The sequence below is a fragment of the Streptomyces sp. NPDC039462 genome (assembly GCF_055639375.1).
On record NZ_JBVKAO010000004.1, the window covers coordinates 551460 to 572459 of the forward strand.

At 71.2% G+C, this 21000-nt stretch carries 18 protein-coding genes; 9 read left to right on the forward strand and 9 right to left on the reverse strand.

The window, feature by feature from the left end; genetic code table 11:
* Nucleotides 1-15: 15 nt before the first annotated feature.
* The 6 genes from ACZ7LU_RS24945 to ACZ7LU_RS24970 form a co-directional block, all read right to left on the reverse strand.
* Nucleotides 16-207, reverse strand: a complete 192-nt coding sequence (locus ACZ7LU_RS24945) for a hypothetical protein (protein ID WP_398302321.1) — start codon at nucleotides 205-207, stop codon at nucleotides 16-18.
* Nucleotides 208-325: 118 nt separating this feature from the next.
* On the reverse strand, nucleotides 326-1267 hold the full coding sequence (locus ACZ7LU_RS24950) for an alpha/beta fold hydrolase (protein WP_471918058.1): 942 nt from the start codon (nucleotides 1265-1267) through the stop codon (nucleotides 326-328).
* Nucleotides 1264-1761, reverse strand: a complete 498-nt coding sequence (locus tag ACZ7LU_RS24955; protein ID WP_398302325.1) for a phage holin family protein — start codon at nucleotides 1759-1761, stop codon at nucleotides 1264-1266. Before ACZ7LU_RS24955 ends, ACZ7LU_RS24950 begins: the two co-directional genes overlap by 4 nt.
* A gap of 52 nt (nucleotides 1762-1813) precedes the next feature.
* On the reverse strand, nucleotides 1814-3220 hold the full coding sequence (nhaA, locus tag ACZ7LU_RS24960) for a Na+/H+ antiporter NhaA (RefSeq protein WP_468090817.1): 1407 nt from the start codon (nucleotides 3218-3220) through the stop codon (nucleotides 1814-1816).
* 220 nt (nucleotides 3221-3440) lie between these two features.
* Nucleotides 3441-5414 carry an acetate--CoA ligase gene (acs, locus tag ACZ7LU_RS24965; protein WP_398302329.1) on the reverse strand — a complete coding sequence of 658 codons (1974 nt, stop codon included), beginning with the start codon at nucleotides 5412-5414 and terminating at the stop codon, nucleotides 3441-3443.
* Nucleotides 5415-5551: 137 nt separating this feature from the next.
* Complete coding sequence (locus ACZ7LU_RS24970; protein ID WP_471148905.1) at nucleotides 5552-7915, reverse strand: bifunctional SulP family inorganic anion transporter/carbonic anhydrase; 2364 nt, start codon at nucleotides 7913-7915, stop codon at nucleotides 5552-5554.
* 297 nt (nucleotides 7916-8212) lie between these two features.
* Here ACZ7LU_RS24970 and ACZ7LU_RS24975 point away from each other — a divergent pair, with 297 nt between their 5' ends.
* Nucleotides 8213-9484 (forward strand): hypothetical protein, encoded by a 1272-nt coding sequence (locus ACZ7LU_RS24975; protein ID WP_398302333.1) that lies wholly within the window; start codon nucleotides 8213-8215, stop codon nucleotides 9482-9484.
* Nucleotides 9485-9632: 148 nt separating this feature from the next.
* Here ACZ7LU_RS24975 and ACZ7LU_RS24980 read toward each other — a convergent pair whose 3' ends face one another.
* A complete protein-coding gene (locus tag ACZ7LU_RS24980; RefSeq protein ID WP_471918059.1) occupies nucleotides 9633-10631 on the reverse strand; it encodes an ATP-binding protein in 999 nt (332 codons plus the stop codon).
* A 101-nt stretch (nucleotides 10632-10732) separates the two neighbouring features.
* On the opposite strand from ACZ7LU_RS24980, the gene ACZ7LU_RS24985 reads away from it, so the two are divergent.
* On the forward strand, nucleotides 10733-11548 hold the full coding sequence (locus tag ACZ7LU_RS24985) for a Fic family protein (protein ID WP_471918060.1): 816 nt from the start codon (nucleotides 10733-10735) through the stop codon (nucleotides 11546-11548).
* A gap of 401 nt (nucleotides 11549-11949) precedes the next feature.
* Here ACZ7LU_RS24985 and ACZ7LU_RS24990 read toward each other — a convergent pair whose 3' ends face one another.
* The gene (locus ACZ7LU_RS24990) at nucleotides 11950-12774 is read right to left on the reverse strand and encodes an HAD family hydrolase (protein ID WP_398302340.1); all 825 of its coding nucleotides are present in this window, start codon (nucleotides 12772-12774) and stop codon (nucleotides 11950-11952) included.
* Nucleotides 12775-13291: 517 nt separating this feature from the next.
* Here ACZ7LU_RS24990 and ssd point away from each other — a divergent pair.
* The 7 genes from ssd to ACZ7LU_RS25025 all read left to right on the forward strand — a co-directional run bounded on the left by ssd (nucleotide 13292) and on the right by ACZ7LU_RS25025 (nucleotide 18373).
* The gene (gene ssd, locus ACZ7LU_RS24995; RefSeq protein WP_471918061.1) at nucleotides 13292-14422 is read left to right on the forward strand and encodes a septum site-determining protein Ssd; all 1131 of its coding nucleotides are present in this window, start codon (nucleotides 13292-13294) and stop codon (nucleotides 14420-14422) included.
* On the forward strand, nucleotides 14419-15594 hold the full coding sequence (locus ACZ7LU_RS25000; RefSeq protein ID WP_471918062.1) for a TadA family conjugal transfer-associated ATPase: 1176 nt from the start codon (nucleotides 14419-14421) through the stop codon (nucleotides 15592-15594). Before ssd ends, ACZ7LU_RS25000 begins: the two co-directional genes overlap by 4 nt.
* Nucleotides 15591-16448 (forward strand): type II secretion system F family protein, encoded by an 858-nt coding sequence (locus ACZ7LU_RS25005; protein ID WP_471918063.1) that lies wholly within the window; start codon nucleotides 15591-15593, stop codon nucleotides 16446-16448. The genes ACZ7LU_RS25000 and ACZ7LU_RS25005 overlap by 4 nt, the downstream gene beginning before the upstream one ends.
* Nucleotides 16445-17227 carry a type II secretion system F family protein gene (locus tag ACZ7LU_RS25010; RefSeq protein WP_471918064.1) on the forward strand — a complete coding sequence of 261 codons (783 nt, stop codon included), beginning with the start codon at nucleotides 16445-16447 and terminating at the stop codon, nucleotides 17225-17227. The genes ACZ7LU_RS25005 and ACZ7LU_RS25010 overlap by 4 nt, the downstream gene beginning before the upstream one ends.
* 207 nt (nucleotides 17228-17434) lie before the next feature.
* Entirely contained in the window at nucleotides 17435-17572 is a 138-nt protein-coding gene (locus ACZ7LU_RS25015) for a DUF4244 domain-containing protein (protein ID WP_355810965.1), read from the forward strand.
* Nucleotides 17559-17975, forward strand: a complete 417-nt coding sequence (locus ACZ7LU_RS25020; protein ID WP_471918065.1) for a TadE family type IV pilus minor pilin — start codon at nucleotides 17559-17561, stop codon at nucleotides 17973-17975. Before ACZ7LU_RS25015 ends, ACZ7LU_RS25020 begins: the two co-directional genes overlap by 14 nt.
* On the forward strand, nucleotides 17972-18373 hold the full coding sequence (locus ACZ7LU_RS25025; protein ID WP_471918066.1) for an Rv3654c family TadE-like protein: 402 nt from the start codon (nucleotides 17972-17974) through the stop codon (nucleotides 18371-18373). The genes ACZ7LU_RS25020 and ACZ7LU_RS25025 overlap by 4 nt, the downstream gene beginning before the upstream one ends.
* A 121-nt stretch (nucleotides 18374-18494) precedes the next feature.
* Here ACZ7LU_RS25025 and ACZ7LU_RS25030 read toward each other — a convergent pair whose 3' ends face one another.
* Nucleotides 18495-20960 carry a DEAD/DEAH box helicase gene (locus tag ACZ7LU_RS25030; RefSeq protein WP_470974123.1) on the reverse strand — a complete coding sequence of 822 codons (2466 nt, stop codon included), beginning with the start codon at nucleotides 20958-20960 and terminating at the stop codon, nucleotides 18495-18497.
* Between the last annotated feature and the right edge of the window lie 40 nt (nucleotides 20961-21000).

Below are 21000 nucleotides of genomic sequence, written 5' to 3' on the forward strand. Positions count from 1 at the left end.
GCCCGGCCGGCCGGGTCAGTCGCGCGTGTGCCGAAGCCGCGCGGAGACCCAGCGGGCCCTCCTGCGGAGGATGCGGGGAATGCCCATCGCCTGAGTGGGGCCGTGGTGGCCCGGGTCCTGCTGCGGCCCGCCCCTCTCATGGCTGTTCAGCGCTGCGGCCGAGCGGCGATTGCGTGCTACGTCACTGTAGTCGTGCGTCCAGCCCATACCCCGACGTGTGCCCGCGCCCCAAGGTCGGTAACCGCGCGCAGGCGCCCCAATTGGCCTATGCGCCGGGCAATTGGCGTTCGTAGGACAAGTGTTCGCCGCGAACACCCGCACCGTTTCACCGATCGGGCTCGGGATCCTTCAACCAGTTCACCAACTCCGTGGAGAACGCCCCCGGATCCTCCTCGTGCGGGAAGTGTCCGAGGCCGTCGAACAGGCGCCAGCGGTACGGGGCTTCGACGTATTCGCCGGAGCCGGCCGCGCTTCTCGTCCGCATCACGGGGTCGAGCGAGCCGTGCAGATGCAGCGTCGGCACCCGCACCGGGCGCTTCATGCGCCGGTTGAACTGGATTCCGTCCGGCCGCGCCATCGACCGCACCATCCAGCGGTACGGCTCGATCGAGCAGTGCGCCGTCGAGGGGATGCACACGGCGCGCCGATACGTCTCGATCGCGTCGTCGTCCGGCAGCCGCGGCCCCGACCAGTCCCGCACCAGACGGCCCACCAGGGCCCCGTCGTCGGCGACGAGCTGACGCTCCGGCACCCATGGCCGCTGGAAACCCCACACGTACGAGGCGGCGGCGGTCTGCTTGCGGTCCGACAGCATCGCCGAACGCCAGCGCCGCGGATGCGGCATCGAGGAGACGGCGAGGCGGCGCACCAGCTTGGGCCGCATCACGGCCGCCGTCCACGCCAGATACCCGCCGAGGTCGTGCCCGACGAGCGCCGCGTCCGGCTCGCCGAGGGAGCGCACGACGCCGGTGATGTCGAGCGCGAGGTTCGCCGGGTCGTAGCCGCGGGGCGTGCGGTCGCTGCCGCCCACCCCCCGCAGGTCCATCGCGACGGCCCGGAAGCCCGCGTCGGCGAGCGCCACCATCTGGTGCCGCCACGTCCACCAGAACTGCGGAAAGCCGTGCAGCAGCAGGACCAGCGGCCCGTCGCCCAGCTCGGCGATGTGGAAGCGCGCGCCGTTGGCGGCCACGTCCCGGTGGGTCCAGGGGCCTTCGATGCGTACGACCGAGGCGGAGGGTTGGGCCGATGGGGTGGCAGGGTCCGTCATGAGGACGAGCGTGCCACAGTGGCCCCCGTCTCACCGACTCGGACGTCGACCGTACCCGCGGGGCTCACCGCACGGGGGTGTGGCTTGACGTTCCCCAGTACGGCAGCCGTCTCTTTGGCCGAAGCGGCAACCTTCTGCGGGCCCTTGCCCTTCTTGGCCTTCTTCGCGAAGACGACGCCGATCAGCGCGAGCAGCCCGGCCACCAGCACATTGGCGGCGAAGGACAGCAGGAAGCAGACGGCGAGGTTCCAGCCGCTCCAGGTACGGATGCCGTACGCGAGCGCGAAGCTCAGCATCGGCAGCGAGAAGATGAGGACCGTGCCGGCCGCGGCGAACGCGCCGCCGCCGATCGCGCCGCGCTTGACGTCCTGACGCAGCTGGGCCTTGGCCAGTGCGATCTCGTCGTGCACCAGCGCGGACATCTCACCGGTCGCCGTGGCGACCAGCTGGCCGAGGCTGCGCTCGGCGCCGACAGGACCGTCGGGTGAGCTCATCGCGTTCTCCCCTTTTTCTCTTCTGATCTCTTCTGAGATATGTCTGCTCAGATCATGCCGGACCGTTGCCATCCTCGCGTTCCCCACCCGAGACTTCGGCAAGCCTTCGATGCTCCGCGGCCTTCTTCTCGTAGATCGCGGCCATTCGGAGGTGGTACTCCGGGTCGTCCATCTCGTAGATGTCGGGGACACCGCTGAGGTCCTCGTCGCGCTCCTCGTCCTCCCACAGCTTGCGGTACTTGGCGTTGCGTACCTTCAGGAGGATTCCGGAGAGCACGGCCGCGATGAGGGAGCCGCTCAGGACGGCCGCCTTGATCTCGTCGGTGAGCAGCGGGTCCGCGGTGAAGGCGAGTTCGCCGATCAGCAGCGAGACGGTGAAGCCGATGCCGGCCAGCGAGGCGACCGCGAAGACGTCGGGCCAGGCCAGGTCGTCGTTCAGCTCGGCCTTGGTGAAGCGTGCCGCGAGCCACGTGCCGCCGAAGATGCCGACCGCCTTGCCGATCACCAGGCCGAGCACCACACCGAGCGTCTCCGGCTTGGTGAACACATCGCCGAGCGCGCCGCCCGAGACGACCACTCCGGCGCTGAACAGGGCGAACAGCGGCACGGCCAGGCCCGCGGAGAGGGGACGTACGAGATGTTCGATGTGCTCGCCGGGGGAGTGCTCCTCGCTCGCGTCCTCCTTGTGGCAGCGCAGCATGAGGCCCATGGCGACGCCCGCGATGGTGGCGTGGATGCCGCTGTTGTACATCAGGCCCCAGATGGCGAGCGCCAGCGGAACGTAGATGTACCAGCCGCGCACCCGCTTCCTGAGCAGCAGCCAGAAGACGGCGAGGCCGAGGACGGCGCCGCCGAGCGCCGCGAAGTTGAGGTCGCTGGTGAAGAAGACCGCGATGATCAGGATCGCGAAGAGGTCGTCGACGACGGCGAGGGTGAGCAGGAAGGCGCGCAGCGCGGACGGCAGCGAGGTGCCGATGACCGCGAGGACCGCGAGCGCGAAGGCGATGTCGGTCGCCGTCGGGACGGCCCAGCCGTCCAGGGAACCGCCGCCGACGGTGTTGGTGAGGACGTAGACGAGCGCGGGCACGGCCATGCCGCAGAGCGCCGCGACGACGGGCAGCGCCGCCGCCCTCGGGTCGCGCAGGTCGCCCGCGACCAGCTCGCGCTTGAGTTCGATGCCGGCGACGAAGAAGAAGACCGCGAGCAGGCCGTCGGCCGCCCAGTGCTGGATGGAGAGGTCGAGCCCGAGCGAGGCGGGGCCGAGGTGGAAGCCGCGTACCGAGTCGTAGGAGCCGCCGGCCGTGTTGGCCCAGATCAGGGCGGTGACAGCCGCGACGAGCAGGAGCACGCCACCGACGGTCTCGGCGCGCAGCGCGTTCGCGACGAAGTTCCGCTCGGGGAGCGAGAGGCGTCCGAGGACCTTGCGCTGGTTGTCGGTGTTGCGTATGGGCGCGGACACGTGAGTCGACCTCCGGTCGGGTAGGCAGGGCTGAGCACATGCCGACCAGACTTCCCGGCGCACCTTGGTACTTCTCGTCGCGTCATCTTGTCGCGATGTTGACGCGATCCTTAGCTTACCTAACGTACGCCCGGACGAATCCAGTGATCTTCACCCTAAGTGCAAAAAGGGCACCCGGCGCGCCTGGCGCCGGGTGCCCTTCTCGTCGTACGGCTACGGCCTAGTCCTCGCTGGGCGCGGCCGGCAGCTTCGTCTGGATCAGGTCCATCACGGACGAGTCGGTGAGCGTCGTGACGTCACCGAGCTCGCGGTTCTCCGCGACGTCCCGGAGGAGACGGCGCATGATCTTGCCGGACCGGGTCTTCGGCAGCTCGGCCACCGGGAGGACCCGCTTCGGCTTGGCGATCGGGCCGAGCGTGGCGCCCACGTGGTTGCGCAGGTCCGCCACGAGCCCCTCGTCCTCGGCGCTCGCCGTGCCCCGCAGGATCACGAACGCCACGATGGCCTGGCCCGTCGTCTCGTCCGCCGCGCCCACGACCGCCGCCTCGGCGACGGCCGGGTGCGAGACGAGCGCCGACTCGACCTCGGTGGTGGAGATGTTGTGCCCGGAGACGAGCATCACGTCGTCCACCCGGCCGAGCAGCCAGATGTCGCCGTCGTCGTCCTTCTTCGCGCCGTCACCGGCGAAGTACCTGCCCTCGAAACGCGACCAGTACGTGTCGATGAACCGCTGGTCGTCGCCCCAGATGGTGCGCAGCATCGACGGCCACGGCTCGGTCAGGACGAGATAGCCACCGCCGCCGTCCGGCACCTCGTTCGCCTCGTCGTCGACGACGGTGGCGGAGATGCCCGGCAGGGCGCGCTGGGCGCTGCCCGGCTTGGTCTCGGTCACGCCCGGCAGCGGCGAGATCATCATCGCGCCGGTCTCGGTCTGCCACCAGGTGTCCACGATGGGGCACTTGTCGGCGCCGATGTTCTTTCGGTACCACATCCACGCCTCGGGGTTGATCGGCTCGCCGACCGACCCGAGCACCCGCAGGCTGCTGAGGTCGAACTTCGCGGGGATGTCGTCGCCCCACTTCATGAACGTGCGGATCGCCGTGGGCGCCGTGTACAGGATGGTGACCTTGTACTTCTGGACGATCTCCCAGAAGCGGCCCTGGTGCGGGGTGTCGGGGGTGCCCTCGTACATCACCTGGGTCGCGCCGTTGGCCAGCGGGCCGTACGTGATGTACGAGTGGCCGGTGACCCAGCCGATGTCGGCCGTGCACCAGTAGACGTCGGTCTCCGGCTTGAGGTCGAAGACGGCGTGGTGGGTGTAGGCCGCCTGCGTGAGATAGCCGCCGGAGGTGTGCAGGATGCCCTTCGGCTTCCCGGTGGTGCCCGAGGTGTAGAGGATGAAGAGCGGATGCTCCGCGTCGAAGGCCTCGGGGGTGTGCTCGGTGGACTGCCGCTCCGTGATCTCGTGCCACCACACGTCGCGGCCCTCGGTCCAGGTGCTGCCCGCCTCTTCGAGGGACTGGCCGGTGCGGCGCACCACCAGGACGTGGCGCACGCCGTCGACGCGGCTGACGGCCTCGTCCACGGCGGGCTTGAGCGCGGAGGGCTTGCCCCGGCGGTACCCGCCGTCGGCGGTGATGACGACCTTCGCGTCGGCGTCCTCGATGCGCTTGGCGATCGCGTCGGAGGAGAAGCCGCCGAAGACCACCGAGTGGGCGGCGCCGATGCGGGCGCAGGCCAGCATCGCGACGACCGCCTCGGGGATCATCGGCAGATAGACGGCGACGCGGTCGCCCTTCTGGACGCCCAGCTCGGTCAGGGCGTTGGCCGCGCGGCTGACCTCGTCCTTGAGCTCGGCGTAGGTGATGGCCCGGCTGTCGCCGGGCTCACCCTCGAAGTGGATCGCGACACGGTCGCCGTTTCCCGCCTCGACGTGGCGGTCCACGCAGTTGTACGCGACGTTGAGCTTTCCGTCGGCGAACCACTTGGCGAACGGGGGGTTCGACCAGTCGAGCGTCTCGGTCGGCTCCGTGGCCCAGGTCAGCCGGCGGGCCTGCTCGGCCCAGAAGCCGAGCCGGTCAGCCTTGGCCTGCTCGTACGCATCCGCCGTGACGTTCGCGGAGGCTGCCAGCTCCGCCGGCGGCGCGAAGCGACGCTCCTCCTTCAAGAGGTTGGCCAGGCTTTCATTGCTCACGACATCTCCCTTGCGCTGCTTTGCCGGGGGCGACCGTTGTGTCCGAAGCCACAGCTCATCAGACACATCCCGTGGTGACAAGGGTCTGCCGAAAATTGGTTTAGACCTTTACCCGGTTTACTCGATCTGACCTCCGGCTACCCGGAAGGGGTCCGCTCGGCTTCGTCCTGCGCCGTGGGGGACACCTGATCGAAGACCTCGTCGGGGAGCGGCTCCAGACCGGTGCCCTCCGTCAGCAGATAGGCCTGCGCCTCACCGACGTGGAAGTACATACCGTGCAGCTCAAGATCTCCTTCGGCAAGTCGGCGCGCCACCGATTCATGCGCCTTCAAGTGCTCCAACTGCTGCACCACATTGGTGAGACAGAGCTGCTCCACCGCGTCGGCGGGCGCTCTTCCGGCGAGGCGCGCCCACGCCCTGTCCTGCGCGCCCATCCGCTCCACGCTCGGCAGGCCGTGCCGCAGCCACCGCTTCAGCGGCGTCTGGGCGCCCCCGGGCGGGGCGCTGAGCAGCGCCTGCATGGCACCGCAACCGGAGTGGCCGCACACGGTGATGGACCGGACCTGGAGCACGTCGACCGCGTACTCGATGGCGGCGCCCACCGAGTCGTCCCCGCTCTCGGCACCCGGCAACGGCACCAGGTTGCCCACATTGCGGACGACGAAGAGGTCGCCGGGACCGCTCGACGTGATCATCGAGGTGACGACCCGGGAGTCGGCGCAGGTCAGGAAGAGCTGTGCGGGCTGCTGGCCCTCGCGCGCGAGCCTGGCGAGCTCGCCGCGCACATGAGGCGCCGTGTTCCGCTGGAAGGCGCTGATGCCGCTGGCCAGTTGGTGCCCGCTGGGCCGCCTCACCGCCCGTCCGTCCTTCCGCTCCTCCTGCGGCCGGTCGCAGTGGTGGTTGCGCCACGGGGCCCAGGGCCTGCAGCAGGAGTGGGAGGAGGAGCTGGCGGGCTCGGCGATACGGGCCCCGGAGCGGCCGGTGATCTCGACGCTGCCGCCGTGCGCGGTGTGCGAGTCCTGCCAACACTGGAGCGATTCGTACGCGGCGTGGTCCATGAAGGAGCCGTCCAGCTCCACGATGACGTCCGACCCCTGCGGCACGAGGTGCAGCGCCTTGCTGAGCCGCGGCACCGCGAGGAACGTCAACTGGCCGCGCACCCGCAGGCGGTGGACGCCGGTCTCGTCCTCGCAGTGGGTGATGCGGGTGCGGGCGAGGCGGTGCAGCGAGACGGCCACGGCGACGGCGACGCCGAGTGCCACGCCTTCGAGGACACCGAGGAAGACCACACCGAGGGTGGTGACGGCATAGACGACGATTTCGCGGTGGCGGGTGATGGTCCGGATGTGGTTCAGGCTGACCATCTGGATGCCGACGGCCATGACGAGGGCGGCGAGGGCGGCGAGGGGGATCAGCTCCAGGACGGGAACCAGGAGGAGCGAGGCCACCACTACCCAAATGCCGTGCAGCATCGTGGAGTTCCTGCTGACGGCGCCGGCGCGCACATTGGCCATGCTGCGCACCGCGACTCCGGCGACGGGGAGGCCGCCGAGCGCTCCGGACACGATGTTCGCCGAGCCCTGGCCGAGCAGTTCGCGGTCGAGGTCGGAGCGGCGCACGCCCGGGTGCAGCTCGGACTGGCTCGCGACGACCTTGTCGACGGCGACGGCGCCGAGCAGTGACTGCACGCTGCACACCAGCGTGATGGTGAGCACGGCGGCGACGAGCCCCAGCGCGGGCCCTTCCGGCAGCCCGACGAGCGCGTGACTGCGCCAGGACGGCAGCTCCACCTTGTCGACGCGGAGCCCGGCGAGCGAGGAGACGGCGGTCGCGGCGGCGACGGCGACGAGGGCCGCGGGCAGGACGCGGGCGATGCGCCCGGCCCGCCCGGGGATCCGTGGCCAGAGCAGCAGGATCGCCAGCGTCAGGACGCTGATCGTCAGGGCGGCCGGATGCAGGTCGGCGAGCTGGGCGGGCAGCGCCCGGAGGTTGTCGAGGACGACGCTCTGCGGGGTGCCGCCGAGCACGATGTGCAGCTGGGCGACGGCGATGGTGACGCCGATGCCGGCCAGCATGCCGTGGACGACGGCGGGGCTGACGGCGAGGGCCGTGCGGGCCACGCGCAGGCAGCCGAGGCCGAGTTGGCAGAGGCCGGCGAGGACGGTGATGGCGCAGGTGGTGCGCCAGCCGTACTGGTGGATGAGGTCGGCGGTGACCACGGTGAGTCCGGCGGCGGGGCCACTGACCTGGAGCGGCGAGCCGCCGAGCGCTCCGACGAAGATGCCGCCGACGGCCGCGGCGACGAGGCCGGCCTGGAGCGGTGCCCCGGTGGCGAGGGCGATGCCGAGGGACAGCGGCAGCGCGATCAGGAAGACGGCGATCGACGCGGAGAGGTCGGCCCCCGCGATGCGGAATCTCTTGTGGGGCGGCGGGGCGTGGGGCTCGTGGTCGCGGGGCGTGTGAGCCGAGTCGGTGGTGCGAGTGGGGACGCAGGCAGACATGTTTCCCGTCTCCTCCGGGGCAGCGCGGTCGCGGACAAGGGGTCCTCCGGAGGTCTCCGGAGGGCAGATCGCGGCCGTGGGTCACGGCGTAACAGCGGCGGGATTTCTCAACTCTCGGTAAACGAACCGTAATCCAGAGTAAAGGATCCGGGAGGACTTTCGTGGCAAATGGGGCAATTAGTCACCCTGATGAGTGAATAAAAAATGTAATCGGCTTGTCGAATGATCGCTTATCGAACTCCGTGCGAACTTCGGTGTGATATGTCCCGACTTGTACGGAAAGTAGGTGGGCGGAACATGGCCACCACCCGGAGGATCACCGCGAGCCTCACCGCCCTGGTGGCGTGTGGAGCCGCACTGGCCGGCTGTGCCGACGGAAGCACCGGCTCGAAGGAGGGCGCTCACGGCGCGAAGAAGGCGGCCGGTGCTCCGGCGCCCAAGAGCGCCGTCCGCATGATCGGCGACGGGTCCACCGCGTTCACCGGCAAACAGCCGAACCTGCCGAGACCCACCCGCCTCAAGCCGGGCCAGAAGCCACCGCAGTTCGTGGTCTTCTCGTGGGACGGGGCGGGCGAGGACAGCCAGAAGCTGTTCTCCCACTTCCGCAAGGTGGCCAAGCGGAACAACGCGACGATGACCTACTTCCTCAGCGGCGTGTACATGCTCCCCGAGGAGAAGCGCAGGCTCTACAAACCGCCGCAGCACATGGCCGGCAGTTCGGACATCGGCTTCAATGACCGCGCCGGGATCAAGGACACCGTGGAGCAGCTCCGCGGCGCCTGGCTCGAGGGCAACGAGATCGGCACGCACTTCAACGGCCACTTCTGCGGCAGCGGCCGCGGGGTGGGCGAGTGGTCCGTCGCGGACTGGAAGAGCGAGATCAGGCAGGCCAAGTCCTTCGTGAAGGCCTGGAAGACCAACACGGGCATCAAGAAGGCGCCGCCCCTGCCCTTCGACTACGACAAGGAGCTGATCGGCGCCCGCACCCCCTGCCTCGAAGGCCGCAAGAACTTCATGCGGGCCGCCGGGGAGCTGGGGTTCCGCTATGACACGAGCGGCGTGAACGACCAGGTATGGCCCAAGAAGAAGGAGGGGCTGTGGGACCTGTCGATGCAGCTCGTCCCGGTCCCGGGCCGCAAGTTCGAGACGCTCACCATGGACTACAACTTCATGGTGAACCAGTCCGGTTCGACGTCACAGGGGGACCCGGACAAGCACGAGTACTGGGGCGACCAGATGCGGGACGGCCTGCTCCAGGGCTTCGACCGCGCCTACCGTGGCAACCGCGCGCCCCTGATCATCGGCAACCACTTCGAGTCCTGGAACGGCGGCACGTACATGCGCGCCATCGAGGAGACCATCGAGGCGGTCTGCACCAAGCGCGACGTGCGCTGTGTCTCCTTCCGCCAGCTCGCGGACTGGCTCGACGCGCAGGACCCGAAGACGCTGAAGAGGCTGGCAGGGCTGCGGGTCGGCAAGGAGCCGAAGGAAGGCTGGGCGGCGTTCCTCTCCGCCCAGCCCGCGCCGGCGCCGAAGGGGGTCCCGGGCGCTCCGGCGATCAAGCGGTAGTCCCCGCCGGCCCGATCGGGTCCCGCCGGCCCGGTCGGGTCCCGTCGACTCGGCCAGGCCGTGCCGACTCGGTCGGGCCGTGTCGACTCGGTCAGGTCGTGGTGACTCGACCAGGTCGTGGTGACTCGACCAGGTCGTGGCGACTCGGTCAGGCCGTGGCGACGGAGTCAGCTGTGGCGGTCATGCGCTCACGCAGCACGAAGTCGGGGTCGACCTGGGCAGCCAGGTCGGCCCCCGTGCGCTCGTTGCCCCAACTTTGCGCGTTCTTCAGGTGGAAGTGGACCATCTGGCGGGTGTACCGCTCCCAGTCGCGCCGGTCGTACGAGGCGTCGACGGCGTTCTGGAGAGCCTGCAGGGAACGGCGGTTCTCCTCCTCCAGGAGCTCGAAGCGCGGCGGGTGCCCCTTCTCCATGGCGCGCACCCAGTCCGAGTGCCCGACGGTCACCAGGAGGTCGTCACCGACCTGCTCGCGCAGGAAGTCGACGTCGTCCTGGCCCTGCACCTTGTTGCCGACGACGGCGAGGCTGACGCCGAAGTCCCGTGCGTACTCCTTGTACTGGCGATAGACGGAGACCCCCTTCCTCGTCGGCTCCGCCACCAGGAACGTCATGTCGAAGCGCGTGAACATGCCGGAGGCGAAGGAGTCCGAGCCTGCGGTCATGTCCACGACCGCGTACTCGTCGCGGCCGTCCACCAGGTGGTTCAGGCAGAGCTCCACCGCTCCCGTCTTGGAGTGGTAGCAGGCGACACCGAGGTCGGCTTCGGTGAACGGCCCGGTGACCATCAAACGCACGGTGGCGTCGTCCAGTTCCACGGGCCGCGCGCACGCGTCGTAGACGGGGTTGTCCTCGCGCACCCGGAGGAGCCGGGAGCCCTCACCGGGAGGCGTCGTCTTGATCATGGTGTCCGCCGAGGTGATCCGCGGGTTGGAGCCCCGCAGATAGTCCTTGATCAGGGGCAGGCGCGCGCCCAGGGCGGGCAGCTCGGCGGCGACCGTCTCGTCGAGACCCAGTGCGGGGCCCAGGTGCTGGTTGATGTCGGCGTCCACCGCGATGACGGGCGCGCCGGTGCCGGCGAGGTGGCGGATGAAGAGCGAGGACAGCGTGGTCTTGCCGCTGCCGCCCTTCCCTACGAAAGCGATTTTCATAACCACGTAGCGTAGCGGCTCGCATACTGGCGGTGCTCGATCCGCGTGAAGAAGACCACTCCTTCGTGGAGGGGGGCCCGGAAGTACGTAGTGTCGTACTCATGAGTACGACAGCCGATCCGATCGCGGCCCTGGGCGCACTGCCCGGCGTGGCCGACTCCGTGGACTCCGTGCGCAAGGCCGTGGACCGGGTCTACGGGCACCGGATCATGCGGCGCCGCAGCAACGAGATCACCTCCGAGGCGGCACTGCGCGGCGCCCGCGGCTCCGCCGCGCTCTCCGGCGCCGAGTGGGCGCTCGAAGAAGTGCGGCGGCGCACCGACTTCAGCGGTGACGGCGAGGCGCGGACGGTGGGCGCGGCCCTGCGGCTGACCGCCGAGGCCGGTCAACTCCTGTCCATCTGGCGGCAGTCGCCGCTGCGGGTCCTGGCGCGTCTGCACCTGGTCGCCGCCGCGGACTCCACCGAGGGCGCGGGTCGGCCGAGGCTGGCGGGCGAGCCCGTCGACGAACCGCTGGTCGAGCTTCCCCTGCCGGACGCGGACGAGGTGACGGGCCGCCTCGAAGGCCTCTCCCAGCTGATCATCGCGGGCAGCGCGGCGCCGGCTCTCGTGACGGCTGCCGTGGTCCACGGGGAACTTCTCAGCCTGCGTCCCTTCGGCTCGCACAACGGCTTGGTGGCGCGGGCCGCCGAACGCATCGTCCTGGTGGGCAGCGGCCTCGACCCGAAGGCGATCTGCCCGGCCGAGGCGGGGGGCGCGGAATTGGGCAGGGCGGCCTACTTGGCGGCCCTCGACGGCTACGCGTCCGGTACGCCGGAGGGCATGGCGGCCTGGATCGCCCACTGCGGCAAGGCGGTCGAACTCGGCGTCAGGGAGTCGGCGGCGGTGTGCGAGGCGCTGCAGCGCGGCGCGGCGTAGGAGCGGCGCGGCACAAAGGGTTGCGGCGGTACGGGATCCGTACCGCCGCTGGCATGTCCACCGGGTTACCAAGCGTCCTCGAAGTGTTGCCCATCAGGTCGGGAACATTGCCCGTCACCTGGTGCGGCTGGCCCGTAATCGACGGGTCGACGTCGCGTGGGTGCCCGGTGTTCATGCTTCGGTCCGTGGGGCCTTTACTGCGTTAAAAGGTGATCCTCTCGGATGTCCTTGGTCTCGCGGGCCGTTGACTCCTTTGTACTCCTGTCCTGGGGTAAGCGAAAGTGGTGGCCGCACTTCTTTACTTTTAGGTTCAAACAGGAGTGAAACAGGCATATGCATTCGACCTGTTTGCGCGGCGTTCGGCTTGCGTGGCCCGGCGTTCAGCCTGTCCGGTTCGGCGTTCAGCTCGCGGCCGGGCGGCGTCGGCTTGCGAGCCAGACGAGGCCCGCCGTGGCCGCGGCAGCGCCGACCGCCGCCGCTGCGACGAGGGCGGGGCGCGGCGGCGCGGGCAGGCGCTGCTTCAGACGGACGGGCCGGTGGAAGTCGAGGATCGGCCACGCGCGCGTGAGGGCCTCCCGGCGCAGTGCGCGGTCCGGATTGACCGCGAAGGGATGCCCGACGGCCTGCAGCATCGGCAGATCGGTCGCCGAGTCGCTGTAGGCGTAGCAGCGGTCGAGGTCGTACCCCTCCGACTGTGCGAGCTCCTTGATGGCCTCCGCCTTGGTGGGGCCGTACGCGTAGTACTCCACCTCACCCGTGAAGCAGCCGTCGTCCCCGACCACCATGCGGGTCGCCACCACCCGGTCCGCGCCCAGGAGCTCCCCGATCGGCTCGACGACCTCCGCGCCGGACGTGGAGACGATGACGACGTCGCGGCCCGCGGCGTGGTGCTCCTCGATGAGGGACGCGGCCTCGTCGTAGATGATCGGGTCGATCAGGTCGTGCAGGGTCTCGGCGACGATCTCCTTGACCTGCTGCACGTTCCAACCGCGGCACAGCGCGGACAGGTATTCACGCATCCGCTCCATCTGGTCGTGGTCGGCGCCGCCGGCCAGGAAGACGAACTGCGCGTACGCGGTGCGCAGCACCGCTCTGCGGTTGATCAGGCCGCCTTGGTAGAAGGACTTGCTGAACGTGAGCGTGCTCGACTTCGCAATGACCGTCTTGTCCAGGTCAAAGAACGCGGCGGTGCGAGGCAAGGAGTGGTTTTCCACGAGGCCGAGCATAGGCGCCCACCATTCGGCGTAAGCTGAGGCGCGTGGGTTTGCCTGAGAAGGCTCTCGGGTACACCATGGAAGTCACGGATCGTTCGCGACCGTGCTAACCCGGTCTGGCTCCTCCCCCCCCGAGTCGGACCGTGGGGACGACCCCCGCTCTCCCCCCCGGCGGGGGTCGTCGCATGTCCGGATGGGTTTTTGAACCCTCCGTTGATCCTCTTTCGGCCCTTGAGCCGTCCTCCTCGCCGCCTCGACCGGCTTTCGCGTCGCACAAGATCCGTCACTGACGGTAGTCGTAGCGCTGCGCTGCGGAAGTCTTGTGAAGGCGGTGTGATGTCACTGGTATGGGTGACCGGGATATTCACAGCCATCGCCTTGTCCACAGTTATTGACCAAGATCCACACCATTTCCCGCCGGGCCGCACGCTGATTCCGCTCGTTCCGCTCGCGAAGTTCATGGCCGGATTGCCTGCCCGGTTCTTCGCGCTCGCGGGGCGCTGCATTCACAGGCTTGCGGCGAAGGGGGATGGGGATCGTGGGTGGAGTCAGTGCGCGTGACGGATCCGCGCCGGCCGACGGACGGCAGGGCGGACCGCTGATCGTCACGGAGGACGTGGAGCTGCTGGACGACCTGCTGCGGCTGTGCGCCGCGGCGGGAGCGCTGCCAGAGGTGCATCACGGCGGCCCCGGGTGCGGGGAGGGCTGGGACGCGGCCCCGCTCGTCCTGGTCGGGGACGACGCCGCGGACCGGGTGCGGGGAGCCGTGCGACGGCGGGGCGTGGTGCTGGTCGGGCGGGACCAGGACGACCCGGACGTCTGGCGCCGGGCGGTGGAGATCGGCGCCGACCGGGTGCTGATGCTGCCCGACGGAGAGCAGTGGCTCGTGGACCGCATCGCCGACGTGGCCGAGGGCGTGGGGCGGTCCGCGCTCACCATCGGAGTCATCGGCGGCCGCGGTGGCGCCGGGGCCTCCACTCTGGCCTGCGCCCTCGCGGTCACGGCGGCGCGTCCGGGGCGGCGCACGATGCTCGTCGACGCGGACCCACTGGGCGGCGGACTCGACGTGCTCCTCGGTGGTGAGAGCACCGAAGGACTCCGGTGGCCGGCCTTCGCCGCCTCGCGGGGCAGGGTCGGCGGCGGCGCGCTGGAGGAGTCCCTTCCGGAGCTGCATGCGCTGCGGGTCCTGAGCTGGGACCGGGGCGAGGCGGTCACGATCGCCCCGGAGGCCGTGCGAGCGGTCGTCGCGGCCTCCCGCAGGCGCGGCGGCACGGTGGTCGTGGACCTGCCCCGCAGAGTCGACGAGACGGCCGCGGAGGCGCTGGCGCAGGTGGATCTCGGGCTCCTGGTGGTGCCGCCCGAACTGCGCGCGGTGGCGGGGGCGCGCCGGGTGGCGTCGGCCGCGGGAGCGGTGCTGCGGGATCTGCGGGTGGTGGTCGCACCGGGTGCGGGCCTCGGAGTGGCCGGTGGGCTCGACTCCGAGGAGGTCGCGCGGCTGCTCGGACTGCCACTGGCCGGGGAAGTGCCCTGGGAGGCCGGGCTCGCGGCGTCGCTGGCAGCCGGGAAGCCGCCCGGGGGAGCCGCGCGCGGGCCGCTGGCGCGGTTCTGCACGGCCTTGTGGGAGCAGCTGCCGGTCGACGCCGCGGGAGGGGGCGTATGAGCGCGGTGGTCGGGGCCCGGATGCTGGACGGGGTGCGGCAGTGGCTCGCGGAGAGCGGCACCGAGCCGACCCCGGCCCGGGTCGCCGAAGCGCTGCGGGCCCAGGGCAGGGTCCTCGGTGACACGGAAATCCTCGGCGCCGCGGAGCAGTTGCGGTCGGAGCTGGTCGGGGCCGGCCCCCTGGAGCCGCTGCTCGCGGACGCCTCGGTGACCGATGTGCTGGTCTCCGCGCCCGACCGGGTCTGGGTGGACCGGGGCGGCGGCCTGGAGCTCACGGGAGTCACGTTCCGGGACGCGGCCGCAGTGCGGCGGCTCGCCCAGCGCCTCGCGGCCGTGGCGGGACGACGCCTCGACGACGCGCGGCCCTGGGTGGACGCCCGCCTGCCGGACGGCACCCGGCTGCACGCCGTCCTGCCACCGGTGGCGGTCGGCTCGACCTGCCTCTCCCTGCGGGTCGTGCGCCCCAAGGCCTTCACCCTCACGGAACTGGTCACCGCGGGCACGGTCCCGCCCGGCGGCGACCGGATCCTGCGGGCCCTGCTCGACGCCCGGCTGTCCTTCCTGATCAGCGGGGGCACGGGCAGCGGCAAGACGACCCTGCTGAGCGCGCTGCTCGGCCTGGTGGGCGCCAAGGAGCGGATCGTGCTCGCGGAGGACTCCGCCGAGTTGAAGCCCGAGCACCCCCACGTGGTCCGCCTGGAGTCCAAGCCGGCGAACCAGGAAGGAGCGGGCCTCGTCGGCCTCGACGACCTGGTGCGTCAGGCGCTGCGCATGCGCCCGGACCGGCTGGTCGTCGGCGAGGTGCGGGGACCGGAGGTGGTGCACCTGCTGGCCGCGCTGAACACGGGACACGAGGGCGGCTGCGGCACGGTCCACGCCAACGCCGCCTCGGACGTGCCCGCCCGCCTGGAGGCCCTGGGGACGGCGGCGGGACTCGACAGAGCAGCCCTGCACAGCCAGTTGGCGGCCGCACTGTCGGTGGTGATCCATCTCGTACGGGACCGGGCAGGGCGGCGCCGGATCGCCGAGGTGCATGTGCTGGAGCGGGCGGACTCCGGCCTGGTGGAAACCGTGCCGGCACTGCGCTGGAGCGAGACAGCCTTCACCCGCGAGCGGGGCTGGCAGCGACTGAACACCCTGCTCACCACCACAACTTGGGACGAAGCCCGATGAACACCTCGATGTGGGCATCCGTCCTCTGCGCGGGAGGCGCGGCCTGGCTGATCGGCCGACGGAACCACGAGACCCGACGCTCACGAGCGATGTTCGCGAGCGAGGCGTCACACCCTCCCCCGGCCCGGCCCTGGCGTCGCATGGTCGCGGCAGGGCGCGGCCGGGTGGGGCACGAGTGGTGGTGTCTGGTGGCCGGGGCGGTGGTCTCGCTGCTGGGGGAGTCCGTGCTGCCGCTGATCGTGGGCGCGGCAGGGGTTCCGGTCGCGGCACGCGTGCGGCGCGCCCGGGACACGGGCCGCGCGCGGGAACGCCGGGCCGAGGCAGTGATCGCGCTGTGCGGAGAAATCGCGGGCGAGGTGCGGGCAGGACGGCAGCCAGGGGAGTCCCTGCGACTGGCCCTGGACGAATCCGACGCAGGCGTGGGATCCGGCGCCGCCCGGAGCGCGGTGCTGGCCGCGGCGCGGTTCGGCGGAGACGTGCCGGGGGCCTTGCGGCAAGCGGCGCAGGAGCCGGGCGCCGAGGGGCTCCTGGGGCTCGCGGCGTGCTGGCGGGTGGCGGTGGACCGCGGCGCGGGCCTCGCCGCCGGACTGGAGCGGCTGGAGGGCGCACTGCGCGCCGAGCGGGACCAACGATCCGATCTGCGAGCCCAGTTGGCGGGCGCCCGCTCGACAGCCGTGATGCTCGCCGGTCTGCCGGTGTTGGGCCTGCTGATGGGCAGCGCACTCGGGGCGGAGCCGCTGCGGGTGCTGCTCCACACGGGGCCGGGGCTGGCGTGTCTGGCGGCGGGCGGAGCGCTGGAGTGCGCCGGGGTCTGGTGGGCGCTCCGCATCGTACGAGGGGCGGAGGACCGATGAACGTTTTCCACAGGCTGGGGGTGACCGTGTGGGAAATCGCGGCCGTGCTCTGGCTCGTGCTAACAGCACTGGCCGCGCGACGCGAGAGAACACATCGGCGCCGAGCGGCAAAGGCCTTGAACATACAGAAACCACCTGCACCGCGCCGAACGCCACGATCACCCCGGATCCGGGAGTGGCTCCTCCTGGCAGGCACGGCGAGCGCTGCCTACGCCCTGGTGGGCGGATGGCCGGGCCTACTGGCCGGAGCAGCCGTCGGCTACGCCGTCCGGCGACACACCCAAGGAAAACGAGCATCCACACAAACACCGGACGGCACACCCTCGCCGCCACCGGAATCGGCACGACAACTCCCCCTGGCAGCTGACCTCCTGGCGGCCTGCGTGGCAGCGGGGGCGAGCCCGGTATCGGCCGCCCAGGCGGTGGGGGAATCCCTGCAGGGCCCGGTCGGCGCGCGACTGGCACGCGGTGCGGCGGAAGTGAGGCTGGGCGGCGAACCAGCGGACGCCTGGCGGCACTTGGGTGCCATACCCGGCGCCGCTCCACTGGCCCGGCTCTTGGAGCGGGCGGGCGAGTCCGGGGCGCCGGCAGCGGACCCGGTGGCCCGCCTGGCCGCGGACGTCAGGGCGGAGCGGGCCCGGACGGCGACGGCCGGAGCACGACGAGCAGCGGTCCTGATGACGGCCCCGGTGGGCCTGTGCTTCTTGCCGGCCTTTGTGGCGATCGGAGTGCTGCCGGTGGTGATCGGACTGGCGGAGGGGCTGCTGGGCGCGGGCTGAGGGCTTGGGGCGAGGGGCACGACGGCTGACGCCGGGCGCCGACCCGCTGACAACTAAACGACTACCGCCCACTGAGAACAAACAACTGATGACCGACAACTGGCGTGATAGGTGAGGAGCTTGGTGATGCTGGGACGACTGAGGCAAGGGCGGACACCGACAAACCGGCGGGGCCGACGCGGCCGACGGCTGGGCACGGACGCAGGGATGGTCACGTCCGAGTACGCGATGGGGCTGATCGCGGCGGTGGGCTTCGCCGGTTTGCTCTACAAGGTGGTGACGAGCGGGCAGGTCAAAGCGGCGCTGCAGGCGGTCGTGGAGAAGGCGCTCGATGTTCCGTTCTGATGCCGGGAAGGCCAGGCAGGGCGTGCGCTTCGTCGGGGGCCAAGGGCGCTTCAGGGACCAGGGATTCGTGACGGCGGAGGCGGCGGTGGTGCTGCCGACGCTGGTGCTGTTCACCATGGCGCTGATCTGGACTCTGCTGGCCGCGTCCGCGCACATCCAGTGCGTGGACGCCGCCCGGGCCGGCGCCCGCGCCGCCGCCCGGCAGGACCCCGACGGCGCCGTCACCGCGGCGGCACGGCAGGCGGCGCCGCGCGGGGCGAGCGTGTCCGTGCGACGCGAGGGCGACCTGGTGCGGGTCGAGGTGGTGGCGGACGCGCCGGGCCCGCGGGTGCTGGGTCTGGGCCTGCGTCTGCGCTCCGAGGCGGCGGCGTTGGCGGAGGAGACGGTGGGGGTGGGCGCATGAAGTCCGGGAGGTGGCGCGGAGCGGGCCGGGACCGAGGGGCCGCCACCGTGTGGGTGGTCGTCGTGATGGCCGTACTCGGCGTGATCTGCGGCGCCGTGCTCGCCATGGCGCAGGTCGTGGCGGTCCGGCACCGGGCGGGTGGCGCGGCGGACCTGGCGGCGCTCGCTGCGGCGGACCGGTGGGCGGGGGGCTCCGCCGGGGCGTGCGCGGGGGCCGTCCGGGTGGCTGAGGCGCAGGGGGCGCGGGTTGTGCGGTGCGTGGTGCGGGGCGAGATCTCCGAGGTCACGGCGTCCTCTTCGGCGGGTCCCTTCTCCGCGACGGTCAGGTCCCGGGCGGGCCCGGCCCCAACGCTTCCTCCGCCGTACCTCCACGGGGCCTACCCCGCCCCGTCGGGGTAGGAGCACCGAGGCCGCCGCTTCGCGGCGGATGTTTCCCACCCACCCACCCGTTTGCCCCGCGACGCAGCTCCCAGGTAGGAGCCACGCCGGCTAACCCCCGCCCCACCCAAGGCTCCCCGCCCTAGCCCTCCCCCTCATCCACCCCCGCATCCCGCAACAAAACCGAAAGCAACCGCACCGCACCCCGCTTGTGCAGAGGGTCGTTGCCGTTGCCGCACTTGGGGGACTGGATGCACGAAGGGCAGCCCGCCTCACACTCGCAGGAGGCGATCGCCTGCCGCGTGGCCGTCAGCCACTCCCGCGCCGTGTGGAAGGCCCGCTCGGCGAAGCCCGCCCCGCCGGGGTGGCCGTCGTACACGAACACCGTGGGAAGGAGCGTGTCCGGGTGCAGCGGGACGGAGACGCCACCGATGTCCCATCGGTCACACGTGGCGAACAGCGGCAGCATGCCGATGGACGCGTGCTCGGCGGCGTGCAGGGCGCCGCCGAGGATCTCGGGATTGATGCGGGCGGCGTCCAGTTGGTCCTCGGTGACGGTCCACCAGACCGCCCGCGTACGAAGCGTACGAGGAGGGAGCTCCAGTTTGGTCTCGCCGAGCACCTCGCCGGTGAGGACTCTGCGACGCAGGAAGGAGACGACTTGGTTGGTGACTTCGACGGAGCCGTAGCAGAGCCGCCCGGCACCCCAGGGAACCTCGGTGTCCGTCTCCAGGATGGAGATCGCCGTCGTGTCGCGAGCGGTCGTGGAGTAGGGCGGCGAGGCCTCCTCGACCAGGGCCACCGAGTCCTCCAGGTCGAGGTGGCGGACGAGATACGTACGCCCTTGGTGGAGGTGGACGGCACCCTCGTGCACGGTGGTGTGCGAGGCCGACGCGTCGACGGTGCCGAGGAGCCGGCCCGTGCCCTCCTCGACGATCTGGACGGGCTTGCCGCCCTCGCCGCGGATGTCGGTGAGGTCGGCGGCCCGCTCGCGGCGGGTCCAGTGCCAGGCCTTGGTCCGGCGCCGGAGCAGCTTCGCGGCTTCCAGCTGCGGGAGGAGTTCCTCGGCGGTGGGGCCGAAGAGCGCCAGGTCGTCGTCGACCAGCGGGAGTTCGGAGGCGGCGGCGCAGAGGTGGGGCGCGAGGACGTACGGGTTGTCGGGGTCGAGGACCGTGGACTCCACGGGCTGCTGGAACAACGCCTCGGGGTGGTGGACGAGATACGTGTCCAGCGGATCGTCCCGGGCGACGAGCACGGCCAGCGCGCCCTGCCCCGACCGTCCGGCGCGCCCGGCCTGCTGCCAGAGGGAGGCCCGAGTGCCCGGATAGCCGGCGATGACGACGGCGTCCAGACCGGAGACGTCGACGCCGAGTTCGAGCGCGGTGGTGGCGGCGAGGCCGAGGAGTTCGCCGGAGTGCAGGGCGCGCTCCAGGGCGCGGCGCTCCTCGGGGAGGTAACCGCCGCGATAGGCGGCCACGCGGCGGACGAGGGAGCGGTCGACCTCGGCGAGGCGTTCCTGGGCGATGACCGAGATGAGTTCGGCGCCGCGCCGGGAGCGTACGAAGGCGACGGAGCGGACGCCCTGGACGGTGAGGTCGGTGAGCAGGTCCGCCGTCTCGGCGGTGGCGGTGCGGCGCACCGGGGCGCCCTTCTCGCCGTGCAGATCGGTGAGTGGCGGCTCCCAGAGGGCGAAGACGAGGTCGCCGCGGGGTGAGGCGTCGTCGGCGACCTCCCGCACCGGCACGCCGGTGAGGCGCTCCGCGGACGCCGCGGGGTCGGCGGAGGTCGCGGAGGCGAGGAGGAAGACGGGCTCGGAGCCGTAGCGGGCGCAGAGGCGGCGGAGGCGGCGCAGGACCTGGGCGACGTGCGAGCCGAAGACGCCGCGGTAGGTGTGGCACTCGTCGATGACGACGTAGCGCAGGGAGCGCAGGAAGGAGGACCAGCGGGGGTGGGAGGGGAGGATCCCGCGGTGCAGCATGTCGGGGTTGGTCAGGACGTAATTGGCGTACTGACGTACCCATTCACGTTCTTCGAAGGGGGTGTCGCCGTCGTACACGGCGGGGCGCACCGCGTTGCCGAGCGGGGCGGCCAGCTCGCGGACGGCCCGGCGCTGGTCGGCGGCGAGCGCCTTGGTGGGGGCCAGGTACAGGGCGGTGGTGCCGCGGCCGTTGGGCGCTTCGGAGCCGTCGAGGAGGGCGGAGAGGACAGGGGTGAGGTAGGCCAGGGACTTGCCGGACGCGGTGCCGGTGGCGACGACCACGGACTCGCCGTCCAGGGCGTGCTCGGCGGCCTGTGCCTGGTGGGCCCAGGGGTGCTCGATGCCCGCGGCCTGGACCGCGGATATGACCTCGGGCCGGATGCGGTCGGGCCAGACTGCATACCGGGCCGCACGTGGGGGCAGGTGCTCCGTATGAGTGACGCGCGATGCACGGCTCGGCCCCGCGGTGAGCCGGTCCAGAACGGTCCGCGGGGACGTGCGTGCCGGGGCGCCCGCAGCGGGTCCTCCGGGAGGAGAAATTTTGGCCATCGGCATCGAGTGTGTCACTGGCGGGATGGACAATGGTCCGAAGGCGTCGTGCATGCGTGCCTGTAAGTGATTGAATGCCATCGCGGCTGGCGATCCGTCCTGGGGGCTCTGCCGAGGTGTC

Coding starts and splice junctions, on each gene's coding strand:
- ACZ7LU_RS24945 (WP_398302321.1), bottom strand. CDS start 207: ATGGGCTGGACGCACGACTACAGTGACGTAGCACGCAATCGCCGCTCG.
- ACZ7LU_RS24950 (WP_471918058.1), bottom strand. CDS start 1,267: ATGACGGACCCTGCCACCCCATCGGCCCAACCCTCCGCCTCGGTCGTA.
- ACZ7LU_RS24955 (WP_398302325.1), bottom strand. CDS start 1,761: ATGAGCTCACCCGACGGTCCTGTCGGCGCCGAGCGCAGCCTCGGCCAG.
- ACZ7LU_RS24970 (WP_471148905.1), bottom strand. CDS start 7,915: ATGTCTGCCTGCGTCCCCACTCGCACCACCGACTCGGCTCACACGCCC.
- ACZ7LU_RS24975 (WP_398302333.1), top strand. CDS start 8,213: ATGGCCACCACCCGGAGGATCACCGCGAGCCTCACCGCCCTGGTGGCG.
- ACZ7LU_RS24980 (WP_471918059.1), bottom strand. CDS start 10,631: ATGAAAATCGCTTTCGTAGGGAAGGGCGGCAGCGGCAAGACCACGCTG.
- ACZ7LU_RS24985 (WP_471918060.1), top strand. CDS start 10,733: ATGAGTACGACAGCCGATCCGATCGCGGCCCTGGGCGCACTGCCCGGC.
- ACZ7LU_RS24990 (WP_398302340.1), bottom strand. CDS start 12,774: ATGCTCGGCCTCGTGGAAAACCACTCCTTGCCTCGCACCGCCGCGTTC.
- ssd (WP_471918061.1), top strand. CDS start 13,292: ATGGGGATCGTGGGTGGAGTCAGTGCGCGTGACGGATCCGCGCCGGCC.
- ACZ7LU_RS25000 (WP_471918062.1), top strand. CDS start 14,419: ATGAGCGCGGTGGTCGGGGCCCGGATGCTGGACGGGGTGCGGCAGTGG.
- ACZ7LU_RS25005 (WP_471918063.1), top strand. CDS start 15,591: ATGAACACCTCGATGTGGGCATCCGTCCTCTGCGCGGGAGGCGCGGCC.
- ACZ7LU_RS25010 (WP_471918064.1), top strand. CDS start 16,445: ATGAACGTTTTCCACAGGCTGGGGGTGACCGTGTGGGAAATCGCGGCC.
- ACZ7LU_RS25015 (WP_355810965.1), top strand. CDS start 17,435: ATGGTCACGTCCGAGTACGCGATGGGGCTGATCGCGGCGGTGGGCTTC.
- ACZ7LU_RS25020 (WP_471918065.1), top strand. CDS start 17,559: ATGTTCCGTTCTGATGCCGGGAAGGCCAGGCAGGGCGTGCGCTTCGTC.
- ACZ7LU_RS25025 (WP_471918066.1), top strand. CDS start 17,972: ATGAAGTCCGGGAGGTGGCGCGGAGCGGGCCGGGACCGAGGGGCCGCC.
- ACZ7LU_RS25030 (WP_470974123.1), bottom strand. CDS start 20,960: ATGGCATTCAATCACTTACAGGCACGCATGCACGACGCCTTCGGACCA.